Source organism: Bradyrhizobium sp. HKCCYLRH1034, from assembly GCF_051168375.1.
Lineage (GTDB): Bacteria > Pseudomonadota > Alphaproteobacteria > Rhizobiales > Xanthobacteraceae > Bradyrhizobium.
On the sequence record NZ_JBNPUW010000002.1, the window covers coordinates 623,743 to 643,649 of the forward strand.

Here is a 19,907-nt window from a genome sequence, read left to right on the forward strand (position 1 = left end):
ACCGGTCAATTGGATGTGAGCGGGCAACTCGAACGCACGCGCTGCGCTGACCGCGATCCGCGCCGGTGCTCATGACTTCGCCGCGGCTGCGCGTGGCCTGGTAACCTTTCTTGGTCCGCCATCGTACCGTCGAATGGCAGTATCAGGACACGCCGGCGGGAGGTATCCAATTGCATGTGAGGCGCCCGCGCATCGTGCGCATTACCCATCGTCCGAGCGGCGAGGTGATCGCCGAGGGGCCGGTCGGTCTCTGGGACATCACGCCGTTCGAGGGCAACTTCTACATCCGGCGGCGCTGCCTGAGAACGTGCCATCTGCGTCCGAACTGGATCCCCGGACTCTGCATCTACAAGTTCCTGTACGTGTGGCTCGACCTGAAGCTTCCGGACGGCCGGCGCGAGCCGTCGATCGGATGGCTGTACTGGCTGCCCAATCCGCTGTTTTTCTTCATCGCGTTCCGGCCGGCCGTTCCGCAGTCCTCGCCCGCCCTCGCCGTCGAGGAACGGGCGGGATGATTGTTGCGACACGGCGCGAGGTGATCGGCGGTGTGTTGACGGCGCTCATGGCAGGCGCCGGCCCCGCTTCGGCAGGGTCTGCTGACGACGAGGTCCCGGCCTTCGCAGCCGGCCGTCATCAGCTCACGCTGCTGCGGCCGCAGCAGAGCCTGCCGGCGCTGCGGCTGTTTCGCCTCGACGGCGGTACGCTCGATCTGGCCGCGCTGCGCGGCGCGCCAATCGTGCTGAACTTCTGGGCCTCGTGGTGTACGGCCTGCCGCATCGAGCTGCCGGAGCTCGATCGGCTCGCGCGCAGCGTCGGGCGCGAGCGCCTGCACGTCGTTGCGGTGTCCGAAGACCGCAGCGATTGCGACAGTGTCGGTCGTTTCGTGCGCTCGCTGCGGCTGACGTCGCTGCCAATCTGCCTCGATCCGAACGGGTACGTGGCGCAATCCGGTGACGGTCGCGGCAGGCCTGCGCCGTTCACGCTGTATGGCATGCCGATCACCTATCTGATCTCGGCTTCAGGACTGATCGTCGGATACCTCCCGGGTGCGGCCGACTGGTCGTCGTCGGCGGCGGCCGATCTGCTCGACTATCTCGGGCGCAACTGAATGATGAATCGCGAAGCAGACGACGTAACCTTCCAACGCACTGGAGCGAACCATCGTACAGGCGCGCCGATGGCCGCCAGACACCTGCAATGTCCGCAGGCTGAACCCGGAGAATGGAGGAACACGCATGTCCAATCGCACGCTGTCCGCAATGATCGTCGGTGCATTTGCGGTCGCTGCCGGCGCGCTCGCCGTCACATCCGCCTCGGCGGAGACGATGGCCAAGGGCGACATGGAAAAGATGATGAAGGCCAAGCAGGCCGAGACCATGAAGGCCATGAAGGACGGCAAGATGGAGAAGTGCTTCGGCGTCGCGCTGAAGGGCCAGAACGACTGCTTCGCCGGCGCCGGCACGACCTGCGCGGGCACCAGCATGACCGACTATCAGGGCAATGCGTTCAAGCTCGAGCCGAAGGGCACCTGCACGACGATGCAGACCCCCAAGGGGCCGGGTAGCCTGACGCCGAAGGCCTGAGACATTGCCGGCGGGCTGCTTGCAGCCCGCCATTTCTCTCGATCGGAGTCTTCGGGTGGCACGCGCACAATTCTCGACGGCCGGACGGATCCCCGCGCGGGGCGGCGTCGGCCTCAAGGCCGAGCACTATCGCGGCATCGTCGAAACGTGGCCCGATATCGGCTTCTTCGAGGTTCACGCCGAGAACTACATGGGCGCGGGCGGGCCACCGCACCGCTATCTCACGGCTATTCGCGAGCGCTATCCGCTGTCGCTGCATGGAGTCGGATTGTCGATCGGTGCCGACCGCCCGCTCGACCAGGCCCATCTCGGCCGTCTCAAGCATCTGGTCGACCGCTACGAGCCGGGGCTGTTCTCGGAGCACCTGGCGTGGTCGACGCACGATACCGGTTTCCTCAACGATCTGCTTCCCGTTCCCTATACGGGCGAGACCCTGATCCGCGTCTGCGATCACATCGACGAGGTGCAGAGCGTGCTCGGCCGGCGGATGCTGCTGGAGAATCCATCGACCTATGTCGCGTTCGCCGAGAGCAACTGGTCCGAGCCCGACTTCATCGCCGAGATCGCGCGTCGCACCGGCTGCGGTCTCCTGCTCGACGTCAGCAACGTCCATGTCGCTGCGACCAATCAGCAGTGGGATCCGCATGGCTATCTTGCCGCCTTTCCGCTCGCGCAGGTGGTCGAGATCCATCTCGCCGGCCACGCCCGCGAAGCCGACGAGCACGGCAGGCCGCTGTTGATCGACACCCACGACCGGCCGGTCGACGACGTCGTCTGGTCGCTGTGTGCGCATGCGATCCGCGCGACCGGCCCGGTGCCGACATTGATCGAGTGGGACGCCGAGGTGCCGCCATGGCCGGTGCTCGCGGCGGAGGCGCGCCGGGCCGAGGCCATCATGCTCTCGCCGACGATGGAGGTGGCCTGTGACGCCGCCGCTTGCTGAACGTCTTGGCGGCTTTGCGCGCGCACTGCTCGATCCCGCGCAGCCGGTGCCTCCCGGCCTGGTTGGACCGGATGGGACGCCGAGCGGGCGCCGGTTCGGCGTCTATCGCAACAATGTCGTGGCCGGCTTGACGGCGACGCTGAAGGACGCCTATCCGGCGGTTCATCGCATCGTCGGGGAGGAGTTCTTCCAGGCCATGGCGCGCCGCCATCTGCTGTCCGAACTGCCGTGCTCGCCGATCCTGCTCGACTATGGCAGCGGCTTCGCGGCGTTCATTCGCGGCTTCGCACCGGCATCGGCACTGCCTTATCTGGCCGATCTCGCGGCGATCGAGCGCGCCTGGGCGGAGGCCTATCATGCGGCGGAAGCCCAGCCGGTCACACCTGCGGCTTTCGCCGCCCTAGCGCCGGCCGATCTGCCGGCTCTCCGCCTGCGCCTGCATCCATCCCTGCGGCTGGTCCGCTCGGCGTTTCCCGTGCTCACGGTCTGGCAGATGAATGTCGCGGAGGGAATTCCCGGCCCGGTCGATCTCGACGCGGGCGGCGAGGCGGTTCTGATCGTCCGTCCCGAGGCCGACGTCGTGGTTCGCGCGATCCCGTCGGGCAGTTTCGCGTTCGTTCAGGCCTTGTCGGCCGGGCGGTCGATGCTGAGGGCAGTCGAAGATGCGCTGCGCGAGGACGCTGGCTTCGACCTCGCCGGCACCCTCCACGATCTGATCCATGGCGGAGCGGTGATCGGCTTCGACCGCGCGACGATGGGGGAGGCGTCATGAGCACGATCGCGGGCCGCCGGGCGCTCACCTTGGCCATGTCGGATGCGATCGATCGGCTCGCGCGACTGGCTCTCATCGTGGCGCCGCCGATGCTGCGCATCGCGCTCGCGGTGCCGTTCTTCAAATCCGGACTCACCAAATGGGATGGCTTGCTGTCGCTGTCGCCGTCCGCGGTGTATCTGTTCGAGGACGAATTCAAGCTTCACCTGTTCGGACAGACCTATGACTTTCCCTGGCCCGCAGCCTTCGCTCATCTCGATGGCGTGGCCGAGATCGTGCTGCCGGTGCTCCTGGTGGTCGGGCTGGCGACCAGGGTCAGCGCGCTCGGGCTGTTGGTCATGACCGCCTTCATCCAGCTCGTCGTCCCGGATGGCTGGGCCAATTTTCATCTGCCCTGGGCTGCGATGGCGGTTGCGATCATCGCGCTCGGGCACGGGCCCTTCAGCGTCGATCAACTCGTCGTGCCGCTCGGTCGAAAACTGGAGAGCGCCGATGGGCAGTGACCAGAGCGCTCCTGCGCCGCGGCTGAGGCTCGTCGCGGTGGACGCGCAGAGCGGGGCGGACGTCAAGCCGGGACGCCGCGCGCTCGATTGGGCGATTCTGATGGCGCATGCCCAGGAGGGCGATCGTGTCGCCTATCAGCGGCTGCTGGAGGAGATCACGCCCTACCTTCGCTCTCTCGCGGCGCGGCACTGCAGGCAGCGCAGCGACATCGAGGATGCGGTGCAGGACGTGCTGTTGACCATCCACTCGATCCGCCACACCTATGATCCGACGCGCCCGTTCGCGCCGTGGCTGGTGACCATCACCAACCGTCGCCTGATCGACCGAGTACGGCGGCAGTCGCGCCAATGGCGGCGCGAGACTGTGCTGTCTCCCGAGCACGAGATCGCAGCCGAGCCCGAGACCGGCGTGGAGGCGGCGCCCGACCGCCGCGAATTGGAGCTGGCGATCGACAATCTCCCGCCAGCGCAGCAGCAGGCCGTGCGGCTGTTGAAGCTCAGGGAGCTGTCGCTCAAGGAGGCCTCGGCGGCAACCGGAATGTCCACGACCTCATTGAAGGTGAACATGCACCGCGCTCTGAAGAGCCTTCAGAAGCTGCTCATTCCGCGGAACGAGCCATGATCAAGACCGACGATCTGATCAACTCTCTTGCGACTGACATGCGGCCCGTGAAGCGGCTGCGGCCCCCGCTGTTGCGCGCCTGCACTTGGCTGATCGGGGCCGGTGCCGTGGTGGCGCTGCTCGCCGTCAACCAGGGGATCCGTCCAGATCTGGTGCAGCGTCTGCACGATGCGCCATTCGTGACCAGCCTCGTCGGCTCGATCCTGACCGGCGTGCTGGCCGCGATTGCGGCATTCCTGGTCAGCCTTCCCGACCGCTCGCGGTGGTGGATGCTGCTGCCGCTGCCGGCGCTGGCGCTATGGCTGTCCAACATCGGCTATCAGTGCCTCACCGACTGGGTTGCGGTCGGTCCAGACGGCATGAGCCCCGGCGAGGCGGCCCGCTGCTTCACGACGCTCGCCGTGACGAGCCTGCCGTTGTCGCTGGCCCTGCTGGTGATGCTGCGCTACGCGGCGCGGCTGCGGCCGACCATCGTCGCCTTGACCGGCGGCGTCGCCGTATCTGCGATCACGTCGACGGCGCTCGCTCTGTTTCATACGATCGACGCCTCGGTGATGATCCTGATGTGGAACGTCGGAACGGCTGTCCTGCTGATCGGTGCGGGCGGCCTGTTCGGCCGTCGCATGTTCGGCTGGGTCGCGCCGCGCGTCTTCGCGCACGACTGAGCTCGCCGTTCGTCGACCGACGCGGACCGGTAACCTTCGTCGTGCCTGGAGCGAACAGTCCGCGGGCTCGGGCGCAGATAGCCCTGTCGCGACGCGCATCGCGCGTCGATGTTCACGGACGCGAGGAGAATGAGACCATGCAACGATCGAACCCCCTAGCCGGGTGGACAAGTGCGGCGCTGATGCTGGCGGCGCTCGCGCCGTCCGGCGCCAGCCGGGCCGCCGATGCGACCCATCTTTCGTTCGTCACGCACGCGGCGTTCTTCTCGGCGGAGACGAAGCAGCCGAAGCCGCTCGATCCCCATGCCTTCGTCGCCGACGCCGCGGCGCCGGCCGCTGTCGGTCCGCAGAACATTTCCCACGTCGCGGGGGTCCGGCCGGCCTTGATCGAACAGGATGCGAAGACCGCCGTTGTCGCCAACGCGAAGGGCGAGCCGGAACGACGAATGATTTTGTGGCCGGAGCGAACGGCAAAGCGAAGCTGACGATCGTCGCGCCACAGCCGCTGACCATGACAACGCCGTGCTGCTGGTCTATCACAGCGACGGACCGCCGCTTCGTCCGGCAGCGTCTCGATGGTCGCCAATACCTTCTCGACGTTGCGCAGCAGTTCGAGCGACGGCGGCAGTATCGAGATCTGCTCGCGCCTGACGAGCTGCTTCACCCACCAGAAGCGGGTCATGTGCCTGATCGAGATCCGCCAACGGCTTGCCGGCGCCGGCAGATTGTCGAATGCGCCATGGTCCTGGGCAGATGCGGATCTGCACCTCGACCCAGGACTCGCAGCTCGCGGTCAGTGGCTTACGCTCCGTCATGCCCGGCCGGACCTTTTTTGTCGCATCGACGGCACGAGGCCATCACCGGACGAGATCGGCGGCAAAAATAGTGGTTGCTGTTTTTCAGAAATCATGCTTATATCCGGTATCCCGCCTCGAGCAGAGGGACGTACGCGTCGTCACGAACGTGGAGGCGGGCTGCGATGGACGTGACGGCTGTGCCGACGAGCGCAGGCGTTACGTACGGCGAAGTCGTGTGGTCCTGGCCTCTCGGCGCTGAGGTCAAGCTCGCGGTCGTTGCTTGACGGCACGCGCGGGCGATGGGGGCAAGAGAGCCGATCCCCAGGGAGAGCACGAAGGACACCGTTAAAACCGATCGCGCGGGGAAGGCCGGGTCTGTCCGGCTGTACCTGTGGTACCTGCCGCCTGCATTCTTTTGAGCAGGCGGGCCACGGGCCTCAGCCGAGGTCCGGCCTTCCTCGCGCCCTCTCGTTGTTCAGAGGGACACGAATGCTGCATCACCCGGGCACGACGTGCTGCGGGATGAAAGATGCTTATCAGTTCGCCTCCGTGATGAGGTCGAAGGTGTCGACATCTACTCAACTGTCGTCCCGGACAAGCGCGCAACGCGCGCGCCGATCCGGGATCCATAACCCCAGGGAGATGTGCGAGGCACGATGGTCGACCATTCTCGCCCAGCCACATCCGCCGCGGCGTATGGATCCCGGGTCGGCGTCCGCCAACGCTCCGCGTTGTCGGACTTGCCCGGGACGACATCGAATGCTTGGCGCGTTTTGGACTTCATCACCAGCAATGTGAGTTTTGCAGCGCTGCTCCGATCCATGTATTCAGCAGCCGCGCAACACGGAGGAAATGCACATGACCAAGACCGCCACCGAGATCGAGGACGACCGTCAGATCCGCGAACTGTTGCAGAACTGGGCGATCTGGCGCGATGCCGGTGATTGGGAGCGTTTCCGCACGGTGTGGCATCCGGATGGGCGGATGATGGCGACGTGGACGCAGGGCACCGGTGACGAGTTCATCGAGATCAGCAAGGCGGCCTGGGCCAAGGGTGTCAACATCCTGCACTTTCTCGGCGGCATCTCGGTCGATCTCGCCGGCCATCGCGCGATCTCCCAGACCAAGATGACGATCTCACAGCGGGCCGAGGTCGAAGGCGTCGTGTGCGACGTGCTCTGCACCGGCCGCTTCTACGACTTCCTCGAGAAGCGCGCGGGCAAATGGGGCATCGTGCTGCGCCAGCCGATCTACGAGAAGGATCGCATGGACCCGGTGACGCCGGGCGCGGTGCCGGCGCTGGATCGCGCGCTGCTGGAGCAATTTCCCGTGGGGTATCGGCATCTCGCCTATCTGCAGACGCGCATCGGCTACACGGTGAAGCGCGACATGCCCGGGCTGAAGGGGCCGGAGGTCGAAGCGCTCTATGCGCGCGGCGCCGCGTGGCTGCGGGGCGAGGGGCTGTGATCATCGGCCCCTGCCTCGCCGGTGCCGCGCTCCGAACGGAACAGCTCTCGCCGAGGGGGCTGATCCGGGGAATCTCTGGGGCCGTTACCGAGCGGGTGAGTCTTTTCGGAGTGCCTAGCGGAATCAGCGCAAGTGCTTGAATCAGAAGGGATTGTCTGTCAGCCTTGTTCCTTGGAGCGGAACCGTCGTGCGGCTATTGTATACAGGATTGGCAGTTTTCCGCCGGGAGAAGGCGGAACTTGCGCCTCCTCCCTCGTTTGCTGTATACAATGACCAGCTAGAAGTATACCGCCACGAGGACACGCCATGGCCGCTTCTTTTCCGATGAATGCCTGGTACGCCGCGGCCTGGGACGCCGAGGTCAAGCAGGCCCTGCTGCCGCGGACGATCTGCGGCAAGCACGTCGTGATGTTCCGCAAGGCCGACGGCACCATCGCCGCGCTCGAAGATGCCTGCTGGCACCGGCTGGTGCCGCTGTCCAAGGGCCGGCTGGAAGGCGACACCGTCGTTTGCGGCTATCACGGCTTGAAATTCAGCCCGCAGGGCCGCTGCACGTTCATGCCGTCGCAGGAGACCATCAACCCCTCGGCCTGCGTACGTGCCTATCCGGCGGTCGAGCGGCATCGGTTCATCTGGCTGTGGATGGGCGATCCGGCGCTGGCCGATCCGGCTGCCATTCCCGACATGCACTGGAATCACGATCCGGCCTGGGCCGGCGATGGCAAGACCATCCACGTCAAATGCGACTACCGGCTGGTGGTCGACAATCTGATGGACCTCACGCACGAGACCTTCGTGCACGGCTCGTCGATCGGCAACGACGCGGTGGCGGAAGCGCCGTTCGACGTCACCCATGGCGAGCGCACCGCGACCGTGACGCGCTGGATGCGCGGCATCGAGCCGCCGCCGTTCTGGGCGAAGCAGCTCGGCAAGCCCGGTCTGGTGGACCGCTGGCAGATCATCCGCTTCGAAGCGCCGTGCACGGTGACGATCGACGTCGGCGTCGCACCGGCCGGCACGGGCGCGCCGGAGGGCGACCGCTCGCAGGGCGTCAACGGCATGGTGCTCAACACCATCACGCCGGAGACCGACAAGACCTGCCACTATTTCTGGGCGTTCGCCCGCAACTACCAGCTCCCCGAGCAGCGGCTGACGACGGAGATCCGCGAGGGCGTGTCGGGCATCTTCCGCGAAGACGAGCTGATCCTGGAAGCGCAGCAGCGCGCGATGGACGAGAATCCGGGACGCGTGTTCTACAACCTCAACATCGATGCAGGCGCAATGTGGGCACGGCGGATCATCGATCGGATGATCGCGCGCGAAACGCCGCTGCGTGAAGCCGCGGAGTAGAATGGAATGGCCGAGCGTGACAGCGAGCGTTCGATCTCGCAGACCGTACGTGCGCAGCTCACCTTGCGCGACCTGATCCTCACCGGCGGCTTGCGCCCCGGCGAGCGCATCTCCGAGCTGCAGGCGGTGGAGGCCGCCGGCGTCTCGCGCACGCCGGTGCGCATGGCGTTGGTGCGGCTCGAGGAGGAGGGGCTGCTGGAGGCCATTCCGTCCGGCGGCTTCATGGTGAAATCGTTCTCCGAGCGCGACGTGCTCGACTCCATCGAGGTGCGCGGCACGATGGAAGGACTGGCGGCGCGGCTCGCCGCCGAGCGCGGCGTGTCCGTGCGCGACACCGAGCCGATGCGCGAGTGCCTCGCCCAGATCGACGAGCTGATCGCGCCGGCCGAGCTCTCGTTCGACGCGTTCTCGGCCTATGTGGCGCTGAACGCGCGCTTTCATGCCCTGCTGGCCGAACTGTCGCGCAGCCCGCCGGTGATCCGCCAGGTCGACCGCGCCAGCGCGCTGCCGTTCGCCTCGCCGAGCGGCTTCGTGATGGCGCAATCGGCGCTGCCGGAGGCGCGTCACATCCTGGTGGTCGCGCAGGAGCATCACCGCATCGTCATCGATGCGATCGAGAACCGCGAGGGCGCCCGCGCCGAGAGCATCATGCGCGAGCATGCCCGGCTGGCGGCCCGCAACCTGCGGCTCGCCGTGAAGGCGCGTGGTCCGATGGACCTGGTGCCCGCGGCGGTGCTGATCAAGACGCAGATCAACGGCTGAGGAGGCGATCATGCGTTTCCAGGACAATTGGTCGCCTGCGACCCTGGTCTCGACACGCGACCTTGCGCCGGGCATCCGCGAATTCATCCTGCGGCCCGACGGCTACGTCTGCGCGCCCTATCCGGTCGGCAGCCACATCAAGGTCGGCGTCCTCGCCGCCGGCCAGCCCGATGTCCGCTCCTATTCGCTGGTCGGCGAGGCGGACCCGCGTGGCTACCGGATCGCCGTGCGCTTCGCCGAGGATTCCCGCGGCGGGTCGCGCTATCTGTGGTCGCTGCAGCCCGGCGCCCGGCTGGATGTGGCGAGCCCGACCTCGCTGCTGCAGGTCGATTGGCAGCGTCCGCATTATTGTCTGGTCGCCGGCGGCATCGGCATCACGCCGCTGGTCGGAGCAGCGCACGCGCTGCTGCGCAAGACGCCGAACGTCTCGCTGCACTATGCGGTGCGATCGCGCGGTGATGCGGCCTATGTCGATGAGCTCGCGGCGCTGCTCGGCGACCGTCTCACGGTGTATGCCGCGGACCAGTCGCAGCGGCTTGACCTGTCCGATCTTTTTTCGAGTCTGCCGTCCGGAGCAGCCGTGCTGTTCTGCGGACCGATGCGGATGCTGGATGCCGCGCGCAGCGCGTGGGCGGCGTGCGGCCGCGTGCCGGCCGATCTCAGCTATGAAACGTTCGGATCGAGCGGCCGGCTGTCGACCGAGCCGTTCAAGGTCCGGCTGCGCGACAGCGGCGAGGAGATCGTTGTGCCGCGCGACCGCTCGATGCTCGACGTGCTGAATGCCGCCGGCCACGAGGTCATGGCGGATTGCCGGCGCGGCGAGTGCGGCGTCTGCGCGGTCGACGTGGTCGAAGTCGAGGGCGAGATCGATCATCGCGACGTGTTCTTCAGCGCCGAGCAGAAGCACGACAGCCGCAAGCTCTGCGCCTGCGTTTCCCGCGCCCACGGCGTGGTCACGATCGACACGCTGGAACGGGCCGACGCGCTGTGAGTGCGCTGCCGGCTACTTGTCGGCGAGGCTGACCGGCGTCGCCGACGGCGGCTTGCCTGAGGACTTCCGGCCGCTCTGCTGCGCTGCGACGGCGGCGCGTGCGGCCTTCAGACGTGCATCGGTCTCCTTGTCGGCCAACAGCGCGTCGGTGAGGTTCGCTTCGGCGGTGTACGCCGCCTCGGCCGCGGCCTTGGCCGCCGCGATGTTGGCTGCGGTGGGATTGGCCTTCGCCAGCGCCTCCGCCACGTCGCGGTCGGAAATGGCCTTCTCGTTGGCCGCCAGCGCCGCATCGAGATTGGCGTCGGCGACCGTCTCGGCAGCATCGGCAGCCGCCAACGTCGCCGCGGCGGGACTGAGCGGCGGTCGGGGGCGCAATGGTTTCGCTACCGCCTGCGGCTTGACGGCCTGAGCCTGGGGCGGGAGCGCGGGCCGAGAGGATGGTGGCAGTGCCGTTGGCTGCTGGATGGGAGGCGGCTGGAGCGATGGCATGGTCGGTACGAGCCCGATCGGCACCATCCGCGCAAACGAGCTGCGCGCGTCGCGCATCAGGCCGCCCATGATGTCGTCGAGCGGGTCGGCCATCGCGGTCCCGCTCGCCGCTGCGCCAGCAAGCATGCCGATCGCGGCGGCGACGTTCCTCGACGTGATGCAGACGGCCATCGGAGCCTCCCTCGCGACGAAATCGGGCCAGCCGACCCCCGGCGCTCACCGCCTGCCTTATTCCGGAAATGGGTTTGCAGGGTGGCGCCATCGTGGAGCGGTCGCGCCTGACATGCGCCGCATCTGCCACATTGGGCTTTCAGGCGAGCTCCTCGCGCACCCGCGCCGCCGCCGCGCACATCGCCTTCAATTTCCCGAAAGCGGTCGCACGCGGCAGATATTTCATGCCACAGTCCGGCGCCACGACCAGCCGCTCCGGCGCCACCACTTTGAGGCCGTTGCGGATGCGCTCGGCGACGACCGCGACCGGCTCGACCTCGGGATTGCCGAGATCGAGGACGCCTAGCACGATGGTCTTGGTCGAGAGATCCCTGAGAACGCCGAGGTCGAGCCGCGGCTGCGCCGCCTCGATAGCGATCTGCGCGGCGTGGCAATCGGCAAGCTCGGCCAGGAACGCATATCCGCTCGGTTTGCTGGAGCCCGGCACGATGGCGGCATAACCGAAGCAGACGTGAACGATGGTGGGCACCGTAATATGATCCAGAGCCCGGTTGATCGCTTTGACGGCATAGCGCCGCGCCGCCTGCGGATTGTTGCGGACCCAGGGCTCGTCGAGCTGGATGACGTCGGCGCCGGCGCGTTGCAGGTCGCGGGCCTCGGCATTGACGACCTCGGCGAAAGCCATGGCGAGTGCCTCGTCGTCGCCGTAGAAATCGTCCTGGGCCTGCTGGCTCAATGTGAACGGCCCGGGCAGCGTGATCTTGGCGGCACGCTTGGTGTTATGGCGGAGGAACTCCATGTCGCGCAGCTCGACCGGGTGCGTCCGCGTGATCGGACCGGCGACGCGCGGCACTGGCGTCTTGATCCCGGACGGCGAGATGATGATGGCGGGATTGTCGGCATCGACGCCGTCGAGCGCGGTCGCGAACCGGTTGGAGTAGCTTTCGCGCCGGATCTCGCCGTCCGATACGATGTCGATCCCCGCCTGTTCCATGTCGTGGATCGCGACGATGGTCGCATCGTCCTGAGCGTCGTCGAGCAGCGGCCGGGGAATGCGCCACATGCCCTGCATGCGAATGCGGGGAACGGACTTCGAGAGCATTGCGCGATCAACCAGCCAATCCGGCTGCGGGTAGCTTCCGACCACGGTGGTCGGCAGGAGATGTCGAGGCATATTCACGCAGTGGCCCTCCCGCGGGTCCGACTCAACCCCTGATATGACGGCAGACGGTCATCTCGGCGCCAGAATACAACCTAGCGTTTTGTTCGTCTTCGGATCGTCATGGAAATAGTTCGTATTTTCTGCAGTTTATCAGTTCATCCTTCGTCACGAGGCGGCATCACCGATGCAACACATCCTGATCCTCAACTCCGGCTCATCCTCGATCAAGTTCGCCTTGTTCGAGGAAGATGCCGACCTTCTGGAGACCGTGTATGGCCAGATCGAAGGGCTTGGCAGTGCCGCGCCGCATCTCGAAGCGAAGCTGAGGGGCGCTCCGCTGGCCGATGAACGCCTCGATGCAGCGAGCGCCACCGATCACGAGGCAGCTCTCGGCGTCGTGCTCGAGGTACTGCAGCGCGCCATCGGGCGCACCGAAGTCGACGCCGTCGGTCATCGCGTCGTCCATGGCGGGCTCGCTTTCACGCAGCCGATCGTCGTCAATGACGATGTTCTGAATGATCTGCAGAAGCTCATTCCGCGGGCGCCGTTGCACCAGCCTCACAATCTCTCCGGTATCCGCGCCGCCCATCGCGCCTTTCCTAGCGCCGTGCAGGTCGCATGTTTCGACACGGCGTTCCATCGTTCGCACCCCTGGGTCAATGATACCTATGCCTTGCCGCGTGAGTTCTACGACCAAGGCATCCGCCGCTACGGCTTTCACGGCCTATCCTATGAATACGTCGTTTCGCGATTGAAGGAGATCGCTCCGCTCGACGAGAAGGGCCGGGTGGTCGTGATGCATCTCGGCAACGGTGCCTCGATGTGTGCGATCCGGGATGGGCAGAGCATCGGTTCGTCGATGGGCTTCACGGCACTCGACGGCCTGCCGATGGGCACGCGCTGCGGTCAGCTCGACCCTGGCGTCGTTCTCTATCTGCTTCAGGAGAAGCGCATGACGGCTGAAGCGGTCACCGATCTCCTCTACAATCATTCGGGCCTGAAGGGATTGTCGGGATTGTCGCAGGACATGCGCGAATTGGAGGCCGCCGGCACGCCGGAGGCGCGGCAGGCGATCGACTACTTCGTCGACCGCATCAGGCGCGAGCTCGGCGCCATGACCGCGGTCCTCTCGGGCATCGACGCGGTCGTGTTCTGCGGCGGTATCGGCGAGCACGCATGGCACATTCGCCAGCGCGTCTGCCAAGGCTTCGAATGGCTCGGGATCGCGCTGGACGAGGACCGCAATCGTGCGAACCATTCCTTGATATCTTCGGATCGATCGCGGGTGCGCGTGCGCGTGGTCCACACCAATGAGGAAATGATGATCGCGCGGCACGCCGCGCGCCTGCTGAGGCCGCAATGACTGAGATGGCCGACCAGACCTGCTGATTTGCCGCTTGCATGTCCTTGCTTTTTGGTATCATCGAGGATGAAAGAACAACAAGGCCGGTGGGGAAGCGATGGAAGGCAGCGTGGTGTTGCGTGAGGCGGACAGTGAGTTCGACTACGTCGTGGTCGGTGCCGGCTCGGCCGGCTGCGTTCTCGCCAACAGGCTCAGCAGCGACGGCAAGCACACGGTGCTGCTGCTCGAGGCGGGTCCAAAGGACACCAACATCTGGATCCACGTCCCGCTCGGCTACGGCAAGCTGTTCAAGGAAAAGACCGTCAACTGGATGTACCAGACCGAGCCGGAGCCCGGACTCGACGGCCGCTCCGTGTTCCAGCCGCGCGGCAAGGTGCTCGGTGGCTCCAGCTCGATCAACGGCCTGCTCTACGTGCGCGGCCAGCACGAGGATTACGACCGCTGGCGCCAGCGCGGCAATGTCGGCTGGGGCTATGACGACGTGCTGCCCTATTTCAAGCGGGCGGAAAATCAGTCCCGCGGCGCCGACGTCTACCACGGCGTCGACGGCCCGCTGCCGGTGTCCGACTGGCGGCACGAGGACCCGTTGTCTGAAGCCTTCGTGAAAGCGGCGGTCGAGGCCGGGTTGCCCTTCAATGGTGACTTCAATGGTGCGAGCCAGGAGGGGGCGGGGTTCTTCCAGACGACGACCCGTCGCGGCCGCCGCGCCAGCAGCGCGGCCTCCTACCTGCGGCCGGCGCTCGGCCGCAGCAACCTCCACGTCGAGACCGACGCGCTAGCCCAGCGGATTTTGTTCGAGGGGCGCCGGGCCCGCGGCGTCACGTTCAGCCAGCGCGGCCGAATGCGGACGGCCCGCGCTCGCAAGGAGATTCTGGTGTCGAGCGGCGCCTACAACTCGCCGCAACTGCTGCAGCTGTCCGGGGTCGGTCCGGCCGAGCTGTTGAAGCAGCACGGCCTCGACGTGGTCCTCGATGCGCCCGGTGTCGGAAGTGACCTGCAGGACCATCTGCAGGTGCGCATCGTGATGCGCTGCAGCCAGCGCATCACACTGAACGACATCGTCAACAATCCGGTGCGCAAGGTGCTGGCTGGCGTACGCTATGCGGCCTTCCGCAACGGTCCGCTGACGATCGCTGCGGGTACGGCCGGCGCGTTCTTCAAGACCGATCCGCGGCTTGCGAGCCCTGACATCCAGATCCACTTCATCCCGTTCTCGACCGACAAGATGGGCGAAAAGCTGCACACCTTCTCCGGCTTCACCGCCTCGGTCTGCCAGCTCAGGCCCGAAAGCCGCGGTTCGCTGCGGATCAGGAGCGCGGATCCAACGGTGCCGCCGGAAATCCGCATCAATTATCTCGCCAGTGAAACCGACCGGCGGGCCAACATCGAGGGCCTCCGGATCCTGCGGAAAATCCTGGCGGCACCGGCGCTGAAGCCGTATGTCTCGGATGAAGCCTATCCCGGGTCCAAGATCGTGAGCGATGACGACATCCTGGCCTATTGCCGGCAGACCGGCAGCACGATCTACCATCCGACCTCGACCTGCCGGATGGGGACCGATGCTGCCGCCGTGGTCGATCAACGCCTGCGGGTGCGCGGCGTCGATGGCCTGCGCGTGGTCGATGCCTCGATCATGCCGGATCTGGTTTCGGGCAACACCAACGCGCCGGTCATCATGATCGCGGAGAAGGCCTCCGACATGATCTTGCAGGACGCGCGCTGACGCAGGAATGAGTTCGTGACACGTTTCCGGATCGGCACCCGCAAGAGCACGATGGCCTTGGCGCAGACGGAGGAGATCGCCCGTCGGCTGCAGGCGGCGATTCCGTCGCTCGACATCGAGATCGTCAAGTTCGAGACGACGGGCGATTCCGACCAGACCAGCAAGCTGCTCACCCACGGCGGCAAGGGTGGCGCGTTCGTGGCCGAGATCCGCCGTGCCATGCTGGACGGCCGGCTGCATGCAGCGATGCACTCGCTGAAGGACATGCCGGGCAATGAGGAGACGCCCGGTCTGGTGGTTGCCGCGCTGCTGTCGCGCGATCCGCCGGGCGACGTGCTGGTGCTGCGGCGCGGGCTGTCGCTGGACCAATTCCGCAACGATGGCGGCCGGGGCTTCAAGATCGGCACCAATGCCGTGCGCCGGGCCGCCTATGCGCGGCGGCTGTTTCCGCACGCCGAGCTGATCCATTTCCGCGGCGCGGCCGACACCCGCATCCGCAAGCTCGACAATGGCGAGCTGCAGCGGCTGCCGGATGGCGGCGCCGTGGGACCGGCCGATGCGCTGATCATGGCGCGCTCCGGGCTGGAGCGGGTCGGTCTTTCTGATCGCGCCTCGTACGACTTCCCGGTCGCCGACATGCTGCCGGCGGTCGGGCAGGGCATCGTCGCCGTCGAGTGCCCTGCCTCCGATTGGGAGACGCGGCGCATCCTGGCGACGATCGACGATGCAGCGGCGCGGACCTGCGCCGACGCCGAGCGCGAGGTGCTGTGGGTGCTCAACGGCCACTGCAACTCGCCGATCGCAGGATTTTCGACCATCGACGGCGGACAGCTGACGCTGACCGCCTCGGTGCTCGACGAGGACGGCGGCCGCTTCATTGAAGCACAGCGCTCGGCGCCGGCGGATCGCCCGCGCGAGCTCGGCCGGGCGGTCGGGCTCGAGCTGCTCGCCAACGGCGCGGCCGAGCTGATCGAGCGCAGCCGGCCGCGCTAGCAAGTCATCCCTTGTAGGCGCGCACCCGCGCCAGCATCTGCTCCACATGGGCGATCGGCGTCTCCGGCAGGATGCCGTGGCCGAGGTTGAAGATGTGCCGTCCACCGGAATAGCTCGCCAGCACGTCATCGACCGCCTGGTCGAGCGCCGCGCCCCCAGTGAGCAGCGCCAGCGGATCGAGATTGCCCTGCACCGCGACCTTGCTCTGCACCCGCTCGCGCACGAGGCCCGGCTCCGCCGTCCAGTCGATGCTGACGGCATCGATTCCGGTCTCGGCGACGTAGCCCGGCAGCAATGCACCGGCGCCGCGCGGAAAGCCGATGATCTTCGCATCCGGCCGCGCCTTGCGCACGCCCTCGACGATGCGTCGCGTCGGCGCGACGGACCAGCGCGCGAACTCGCGCGGCGACAGCACCCCGGCCCAGGTGTCGAAGATCTGCAGCGCGTCGGCTCCGGCCTCCAGCTGCTTCAAGAGATAGCCGATCGAGCTGTCGACCAGCGCGTCGATGATCGCGCCGAACGCCTCGGGATGGCGATAGGCCAGCAGCCGCGCCGGTGCCTGGTCGGGCGTGCCTTGGCCCGCGACCATGTAGGTCGCGACCGTCCACGGGGCGCCGCAAAAGCCGATCAGGGCAGTGCTCGGTGGCAGCTCGGCCCGCACCCGGCGCAGCGCCTCGAACACCGCTTGCAGCTTCGACAAATCTGCCTTCGCCGACAGCGTCGCGATCTTCTCCGGCGTATCGAGCGGGTCGAGCCGCGGGCCCTCGCCGACCTCGAAGCGGACGCTGCGGCCGAGCGCATGCGGGATCACCAGAATGTCGGAAAAGATGATTGCCGCATCGAAGCCGAAGCGCCGGATCGGCTGCAGCGTGACTTCGGCTGCGAGCTCAGGATTGAAGCAGAGGTCGAGAAAGCCGCCGGCCTTGGCGCGGACCTCGCGGTACTCCGGCAAATAGCGGCCGGCCTGCCGCATCATCCAGACCGGAGGCACGCTCTGGCGCCGACCGGCCAGCACGTCGATGAAAGGCTTGTTCACGGCAGTCTCACTCACGCTCGGGCTCCGCAACCTTCGGGAACAGTTTACCGTCCGTGATACATGCCCACGCGGTTCCGGCCAAGGTCATATCGGCTCGGGAATCGCCGGAGATGCGATCGTCCCCACAGTTGCGGGACGTCACATCGAGGGGAACACGTCCGCCGCCCCTGCGTTGTCGTTCCACAGGGAGATTCATCATGGCTGAGAAATTCAATCCCGCGCCGCACGACAAGCACGCGGTCGATCCGCGCGAAGCTGCGCGTCTCGACCGTGCGACTGCAACGCAGCTCGACAAGGGACTGATGGACACGTTTCCGGCATCGGATCCGGTGAGCCTACAGCAGCCCTCGACGACCCGCGTGAAGGGCGATGACATTGACCTGGACCATTCGCCATCGCTTTGGGAAAAGGTGCGATCGGTGTTCGTTCGCTGAACTAACAGGCTGAATGCCCGCCTCGAGCGTGGCGCCGCCGTTGTTTGTCCGTAGTAGTACGGGAGCGGCCGTAGTCTTACGGGTCGGTGCGGACGCCTTCGGACCAATCGCATTTCAGAGTTAAATAAGATGTCCATGGGACTCTCGCGGCGTCCGGAGAGTCCCGCGGAATGGACATTGGTGCGACCAGAGTTGATCGAAGCCGCCTGCCGATGTGGGCGGCTGGCGTGCTCGCGCTCGTGTCGGTCACGATTCTCGCTTACAGCGTCTGGGGCGAATGGACTTCCCGACAGGCGGAGGTGCGCAATGCCGAAACCGATCTCGGCAACCTCGCTCACTCGCTCACCCAGCACGTCGAGGATACCTTCGAGCTTGCGGATTCGCTGTTGCGCGGCGTCGTCGCCGCGCTCGAGACCGATGACGGCAAGCCCGGTGCGATCGCCCGACTGCAGACGATTCTGAAGACGAGGAAGGCCAATCTCGGCCGCATCCGGGGCATCTTCGCCTATGGCGAAAACGGCGACTGGCTTGCCACCACCGAGGACGTCACGCTCACCAACTACAACAATGCCGATCGCGACTACTTCGCACACCACAGGATTTCGGCCGATCGCTCGCTGCTGATCGGTCGTCCGGTGCAGAGCAGGGCCGGCGGTCAATGGGTCATCACCCTGTCGCGGCGCTGGAATCACGCGGATGGCCGGTTCGGCGGCGTCGTGCTGGCAACCATCGACGTTGCCTATTTTGCTCAGTTCTACCGTCAGTTTGCCGTCGGTCGTCAGGGCACGATCAGCCTGATGAGCCGTGACGGAGCCGTCCTCGCCGACAATGCGGAACCGGACCCGCAGACGCTTGGGCGCCCCATACCTGAAGCGATACCCTATCATCCGGCGTCGGGGCCGTTGCATTTCCGGCGGCTCGGCGAACCGTCCGAACGCATCGGGTTCTATCAGCACGCGCAGCGCTATCCGTTCCTCATTCTCGTGACGCGCACCGAGGCGGAGGTCCTGGCGGAATGGACGCGTGACGCGCTGGTCCGGCTGACGGTGCTGGTCTGTCTGGTTGCGCTGGTCATCGCGATCGGCATCTTCCTCGCGAAGCAGTTGCTGCAGCGGCAGCAGCTCGCCGCGGCGCTGGCGGCAAAGGAGGAGAACTTCAGGTTGCTCGCCGAAGGCTCCAGCGACATCGTGACGCGGATCGAGCTGGACGACTGCATCGGCTACGTTTCGCCGTCGACCATGCGCGTGCTGGGCTGGCACCCGTCGCAGCTCCTGGGCAAGCGCGCGCTGTCCGGTGTGCATCCGCTCGATCGCCCGCAACTGCAGGAGATCCTCGATCAGCTCAGGAGGGGCGCCGTCGACGAGGCGCGCGCCACCTATCGCATGCGTCGCCGCGACAAATCTGAGATCTGGGTCGAGACCACGATCCGCGCCACCCGTCAGCCGGATGGCGCGCTCGACGGCTTCGTCGCCGTCACCCGCGACGTGACGCAGCAGAAGACGCTGCAGGGCCGGCTCGAGACGCTGGCCATCGAGGACGGCCTCACCGGGCTCGCCAACCGCCGCCGGTTCGACGAGCGGCTGCTGGAGGAGTGGGGCAGGGCCTACCGCGACAAGACTTCGCTGGCGCTGCTGATGATCGACATCGACCACTTCAAGGCCTTCAACGACGCCTATGGCCACCCGGCCGGCGACGAATGCCTGCACACCGTGGCCGGCATTCTGGCCGACGAGGCGCAGCGCAGCTCGGATCTGGCGGCCCGCTACGGCGGCGAGGAGTTCGCCGTCCTGCTGCCGAACACCGATGCCGGGGGCTGCGCCAGGCTCGGCGAGCGGATCAGGCGGGCACTGCACGAGGCCCGCATCGTCCACGATCACAACCCGGTGGGCATCGTCACCGCCAGCATCGGCGGCGCGGTGTGCCGGCCGGGCTTCGAGCGCTCCGCCGGCCCGGCCTCGCTGATCGAGGCGGCCGACCGCGCGCTCTATGCCGCCAAGGACGCCGGCCGCGACCGTCTGATCATGGCCGGCGAGGTGATCGATCTGCCCGCCGGCAAGGCGCCGGCGACCGTCCCGGCCTGA

Annotated in this window: 21 protein-coding genes; 17 read left to right on the forward strand and 4 right to left on the reverse strand. The window is 66.6% G+C overall.

Annotation, left to right across the window (positions count from 1 at the left end; all coding sequences use genetic code 11):
* The first annotated feature begins 176 nt into the window (after positions 1-176).
* The 8 genes from ACQR0W_RS06680 (at position 177) to ACQR0W_RS06715 (ending at position 5,088) form a co-directional block, all read left to right on the forward strand.
* Positions 177-515, forward strand: a complete 339-nt coding sequence (locus ACQR0W_RS06680; RefSeq protein WP_315769939.1) for a hypothetical protein — start codon at positions 177-179, stop codon at positions 513-515.
* Positions 512-1,108 carry a TlpA disulfide reductase family protein gene (locus ACQR0W_RS06685; RefSeq protein ID WP_315718232.1) on the forward strand — a complete coding sequence of 199 codons (597 nt, stop codon included), beginning with the start codon at positions 512-514 and terminating at the stop codon, positions 1,106-1,108. Before ACQR0W_RS06680 ends, ACQR0W_RS06685 begins: the two co-directional genes overlap by 4 nt.
* Positions 1,109-1,235: 127 nt before the next feature.
* Positions 1,236-1,583, forward strand: coding sequence for a BufA1 family periplasmic bufferin-type metallophore (locus ACQR0W_RS06690; RefSeq protein ID WP_315718233.1), 348 nt, complete (start codon positions 1,236-1,238; stop codon positions 1,581-1,583).
* Between the two features lie 55 nt (positions 1,584-1,638).
* On the forward strand, positions 1,639-2,526 hold the full coding sequence (bufB, locus tag ACQR0W_RS06695) for an MNIO family bufferin maturase (protein ID WP_316171586.1): 888 nt from the start codon (positions 1,639-1,641) through the stop codon (positions 2,524-2,526).
* On the forward strand, positions 2,507-3,298 hold the full coding sequence (locus ACQR0W_RS06700; protein WP_315718235.1) for an HvfC/BufC N-terminal domain-containing protein: 792 nt from the start codon (positions 2,507-2,509) through the stop codon (positions 3,296-3,298). The genes bufB and ACQR0W_RS06700 overlap by 20 nt, the downstream gene beginning before the upstream one ends.
* Positions 3,295-3,801, forward strand: coding sequence for a DoxX family protein (locus tag ACQR0W_RS06705; protein WP_409977990.1), 507 nt, complete (start codon positions 3,295-3,297; stop codon positions 3,799-3,801). The genes ACQR0W_RS06700 and ACQR0W_RS06705 overlap by 4 nt, the downstream gene beginning before the upstream one ends.
* Positions 3,791-4,423, forward strand: coding sequence for a sigma-70 family RNA polymerase sigma factor (locus ACQR0W_RS06710; protein WP_316171587.1), 633 nt, complete (start codon positions 3,791-3,793; stop codon positions 4,421-4,423). Before ACQR0W_RS06705 ends, ACQR0W_RS06710 begins: the two co-directional genes overlap by 11 nt.
* Positions 4,420-5,088: a DUF1109 domain-containing protein gene (locus ACQR0W_RS06715; RefSeq protein WP_315718237.1), complete on the forward strand. Its 669-nt coding sequence runs from the start codon at positions 4,420-4,422 to the stop codon at positions 5,086-5,088. The genes ACQR0W_RS06710 and ACQR0W_RS06715 overlap by 4 nt, the downstream gene beginning before the upstream one ends.
* Positions 5,089-5,200: 112 nt before the next feature.
* Here the strand turns inward: ACQR0W_RS06715 and ACQR0W_RS06720 are convergent, their stop codons facing one another.
* Entirely contained in the window at positions 5,201-5,770 is a 570-nt protein-coding gene (locus ACQR0W_RS06720; RefSeq protein WP_434888667.1) for a hypothetical protein, read from the reverse strand.
* A gap of 973 nt (positions 5,771-6,743) precedes the next feature.
* On the opposite strand from ACQR0W_RS06720, the gene ACQR0W_RS06725 reads away from it, so the two are divergent.
* From ACQR0W_RS06725 to ACQR0W_RS06740, 4 genes are all read left to right on the forward strand, one after another.
* Complete coding sequence (locus tag ACQR0W_RS06725; RefSeq protein ID WP_315750349.1) at positions 6,744-7,352, forward strand: nuclear transport factor 2 family protein; 609 nt, start codon at positions 6,744-6,746, stop codon at positions 7,350-7,352.
* A 306-nt stretch (positions 7,353-7,658) separates the two neighbouring features.
* Positions 7,659-8,702, forward strand: a complete 1,044-nt coding sequence (locus tag ACQR0W_RS06730) for an aromatic ring-hydroxylating dioxygenase subunit alpha (protein WP_315750350.1) — start codon at positions 7,659-7,661, stop codon at positions 8,700-8,702.
* Between the two features lie 6 nt (positions 8,703-8,708).
* Entirely contained in the window at positions 8,709-9,464 is a 756-nt protein-coding gene (locus ACQR0W_RS06735; RefSeq protein ID WP_315718241.1) for a GntR family transcriptional regulator, read from the forward strand.
* Positions 9,465-9,474: 10 nt separating this feature from the next.
* Positions 9,475-10,455 carry a PDR/VanB family oxidoreductase gene (locus tag ACQR0W_RS06740; RefSeq protein ID WP_315718243.1) on the forward strand — a complete coding sequence of 327 codons (981 nt, stop codon included), beginning with the start codon at positions 9,475-9,477 and terminating at the stop codon, positions 10,453-10,455.
* Between the two features lie 12 nt (positions 10,456-10,467).
* Here ACQR0W_RS06740 and ACQR0W_RS06745 read toward each other — a convergent pair whose 3' ends face one another.
* Together ACQR0W_RS06745 and ACQR0W_RS06750 are read right to left on the reverse strand one after the other, a co-directional pair.
* Entirely contained in the window at positions 10,468-11,115 is a 648-nt protein-coding gene (locus ACQR0W_RS06745; protein WP_315750352.1) for a hypothetical protein, read from the reverse strand.
* A gap of 139 nt (positions 11,116-11,254) precedes the next feature.
* The gene (locus ACQR0W_RS06750) at positions 11,255-12,289 is read right to left on the reverse strand and encodes a cobalamin-independent methionine synthase II family protein (protein ID WP_315750450.1); all 1,035 of its coding nucleotides are present in this window, start codon (positions 12,287-12,289) and stop codon (positions 11,255-11,257) included.
* Between the two features lie 172 nt (positions 12,290-12,461).
* Between ACQR0W_RS06750 and ACQR0W_RS06755 the strand changes: the two genes are divergently transcribed.
* The 3 genes from ACQR0W_RS06755 to hemC all read left to right on the forward strand — a co-directional run bounded on the left by ACQR0W_RS06755 (position 12,462) and on the right by hemC (position 16,356).
* Positions 12,462-13,640: an acetate/propionate family kinase gene (locus ACQR0W_RS06755; protein WP_316171589.1), complete on the forward strand. Its 1,179-nt coding sequence runs from the start codon at positions 12,462-12,464 to the stop codon at positions 13,638-13,640.
* 97 nt (positions 13,641-13,737) lie between these two features.
* Complete coding sequence (locus tag ACQR0W_RS06760) at positions 13,738-15,363, forward strand: GMC family oxidoreductase (protein ID WP_316171590.1); 1,626 nt, start codon at positions 13,738-13,740, stop codon at positions 15,361-15,363.
* Between the two features lie 15 nt (positions 15,364-15,378).
* Positions 15,379-16,356, forward strand: coding sequence for a hydroxymethylbilane synthase (hemC, locus tag ACQR0W_RS06765; RefSeq protein ID WP_315718248.1), 978 nt, complete (start codon positions 15,379-15,381; stop codon positions 16,354-16,356).
* 4 nt (positions 16,357-16,360) lie between these two features.
* Here the strand turns inward: hemC and hemE are convergent, their stop codons facing one another.
* Complete coding sequence (hemE, locus tag ACQR0W_RS06770) at positions 16,361-17,392, reverse strand: uroporphyrinogen decarboxylase (protein WP_409998625.1); 1,032 nt, start codon at positions 17,390-17,392, stop codon at positions 16,361-16,363.
* Positions 17,393-17,589: 197 nt separating this feature from the next.
* Here hemE and ACQR0W_RS06775 point away from each other — a divergent pair, with 197 nt between their 5' ends.
* Together ACQR0W_RS06775 and ACQR0W_RS06780 are read left to right on the forward strand one after the other, a co-directional pair.
* The gene (locus tag ACQR0W_RS06775) at positions 17,590-17,826 is read left to right on the forward strand and encodes a hypothetical protein (RefSeq protein ID WP_316187212.1); all 237 of its coding nucleotides are present in this window, start codon (positions 17,590-17,592) and stop codon (positions 17,824-17,826) included.
* Positions 17,827-17,996: 170 nt separating this feature from the next.
* Positions 17,997-19,907 carry a diguanylate cyclase gene (locus ACQR0W_RS06780; RefSeq protein ID WP_315718251.1) on the forward strand — a complete coding sequence of 637 codons (1,911 nt, stop codon included), beginning with the start codon at positions 17,997-17,999 and terminating at the stop codon, positions 19,905-19,907.

Excerpts from the sequence above, each read along its gene's own strand:
- ACQR0W_RS06685 (WP_315718232.1), top strand. The coding sequence starts at position 512 with ATGATTGTTGCGACACGGCGCGAGGTGATCGGCGGTGTGTTGACGGCG.
- ACQR0W_RS06690 (WP_315718233.1), top strand. The coding sequence starts at position 1,236 with ATGTCCAATCGCACGCTGTCCGCAATGATCGTCGGTGCATTTGCGGTC.
- ACQR0W_RS06705 (WP_409977990.1), top strand. The coding sequence starts at position 3,295 with ATGAGCACGATCGCGGGCCGCCGGGCGCTCACCTTGGCCATGTCGGAT.
- ACQR0W_RS06710 (WP_316171587.1), top strand. The coding sequence starts at position 3,791 with ATGGGCAGTGACCAGAGCGCTCCTGCGCCGCGGCTGAGGCTCGTCGCG.
- ACQR0W_RS06715 (WP_315718237.1), top strand. The coding sequence starts at position 4,420 with ATGATCAAGACCGACGATCTGATCAACTCTCTTGCGACTGACATGCGG.
- ACQR0W_RS06720 (WP_434888667.1), bottom strand. The coding sequence starts at position 5,770 with ATGACCCGCTTCTGGTGGGTGAAGCAGCTCGTCAGGCGCGAGCAGATC.
- ACQR0W_RS06725 (WP_315750349.1), top strand. The coding sequence starts at position 6,744 with ATGACCAAGACCGCCACCGAGATCGAGGACGACCGTCAGATCCGCGAA.
- ACQR0W_RS06730 (WP_315750350.1), top strand. The coding sequence starts at position 7,659 with ATGGCCGCTTCTTTTCCGATGAATGCCTGGTACGCCGCGGCCTGGGAC.
- ACQR0W_RS06735 (WP_315718241.1), top strand. The coding sequence starts at position 8,709 with ATGGCCGAGCGTGACAGCGAGCGTTCGATCTCGCAGACCGTACGTGCG.
- ACQR0W_RS06740 (WP_315718243.1), top strand. The coding sequence starts at position 9,475 with ATGCGTTTCCAGGACAATTGGTCGCCTGCGACCCTGGTCTCGACACGC.
- ACQR0W_RS06745 (WP_315750352.1), bottom strand. The coding sequence starts at position 11,115 with ATGGCCGTCTGCATCACGTCGAGGAACGTCGCCGCCGCGATCGGCATG.
- ACQR0W_RS06750 (WP_315750450.1), bottom strand. The coding sequence starts at position 12,289 with ATGCCTCGACATCTCCTGCCGACCACCGTGGTCGGAAGCTACCCGCAG.
- ACQR0W_RS06755 (WP_316171589.1), top strand. The coding sequence starts at position 12,462 with ATGCAACACATCCTGATCCTCAACTCCGGCTCATCCTCGATCAAGTTC.
- ACQR0W_RS06760 (WP_316171590.1), top strand. The coding sequence starts at position 13,738 with ATGGAAGGCAGCGTGGTGTTGCGTGAGGCGGACAGTGAGTTCGACTAC.
- ACQR0W_RS06775 (WP_316187212.1), top strand. The coding sequence starts at position 17,590 with ATGGCTGAGAAATTCAATCCCGCGCCGCACGACAAGCACGCGGTCGAT.
- ACQR0W_RS06780 (WP_315718251.1), top strand. The coding sequence starts at position 17,997 with ATGGACATTGGTGCGACCAGAGTTGATCGAAGCCGCCTGCCGATGTGG.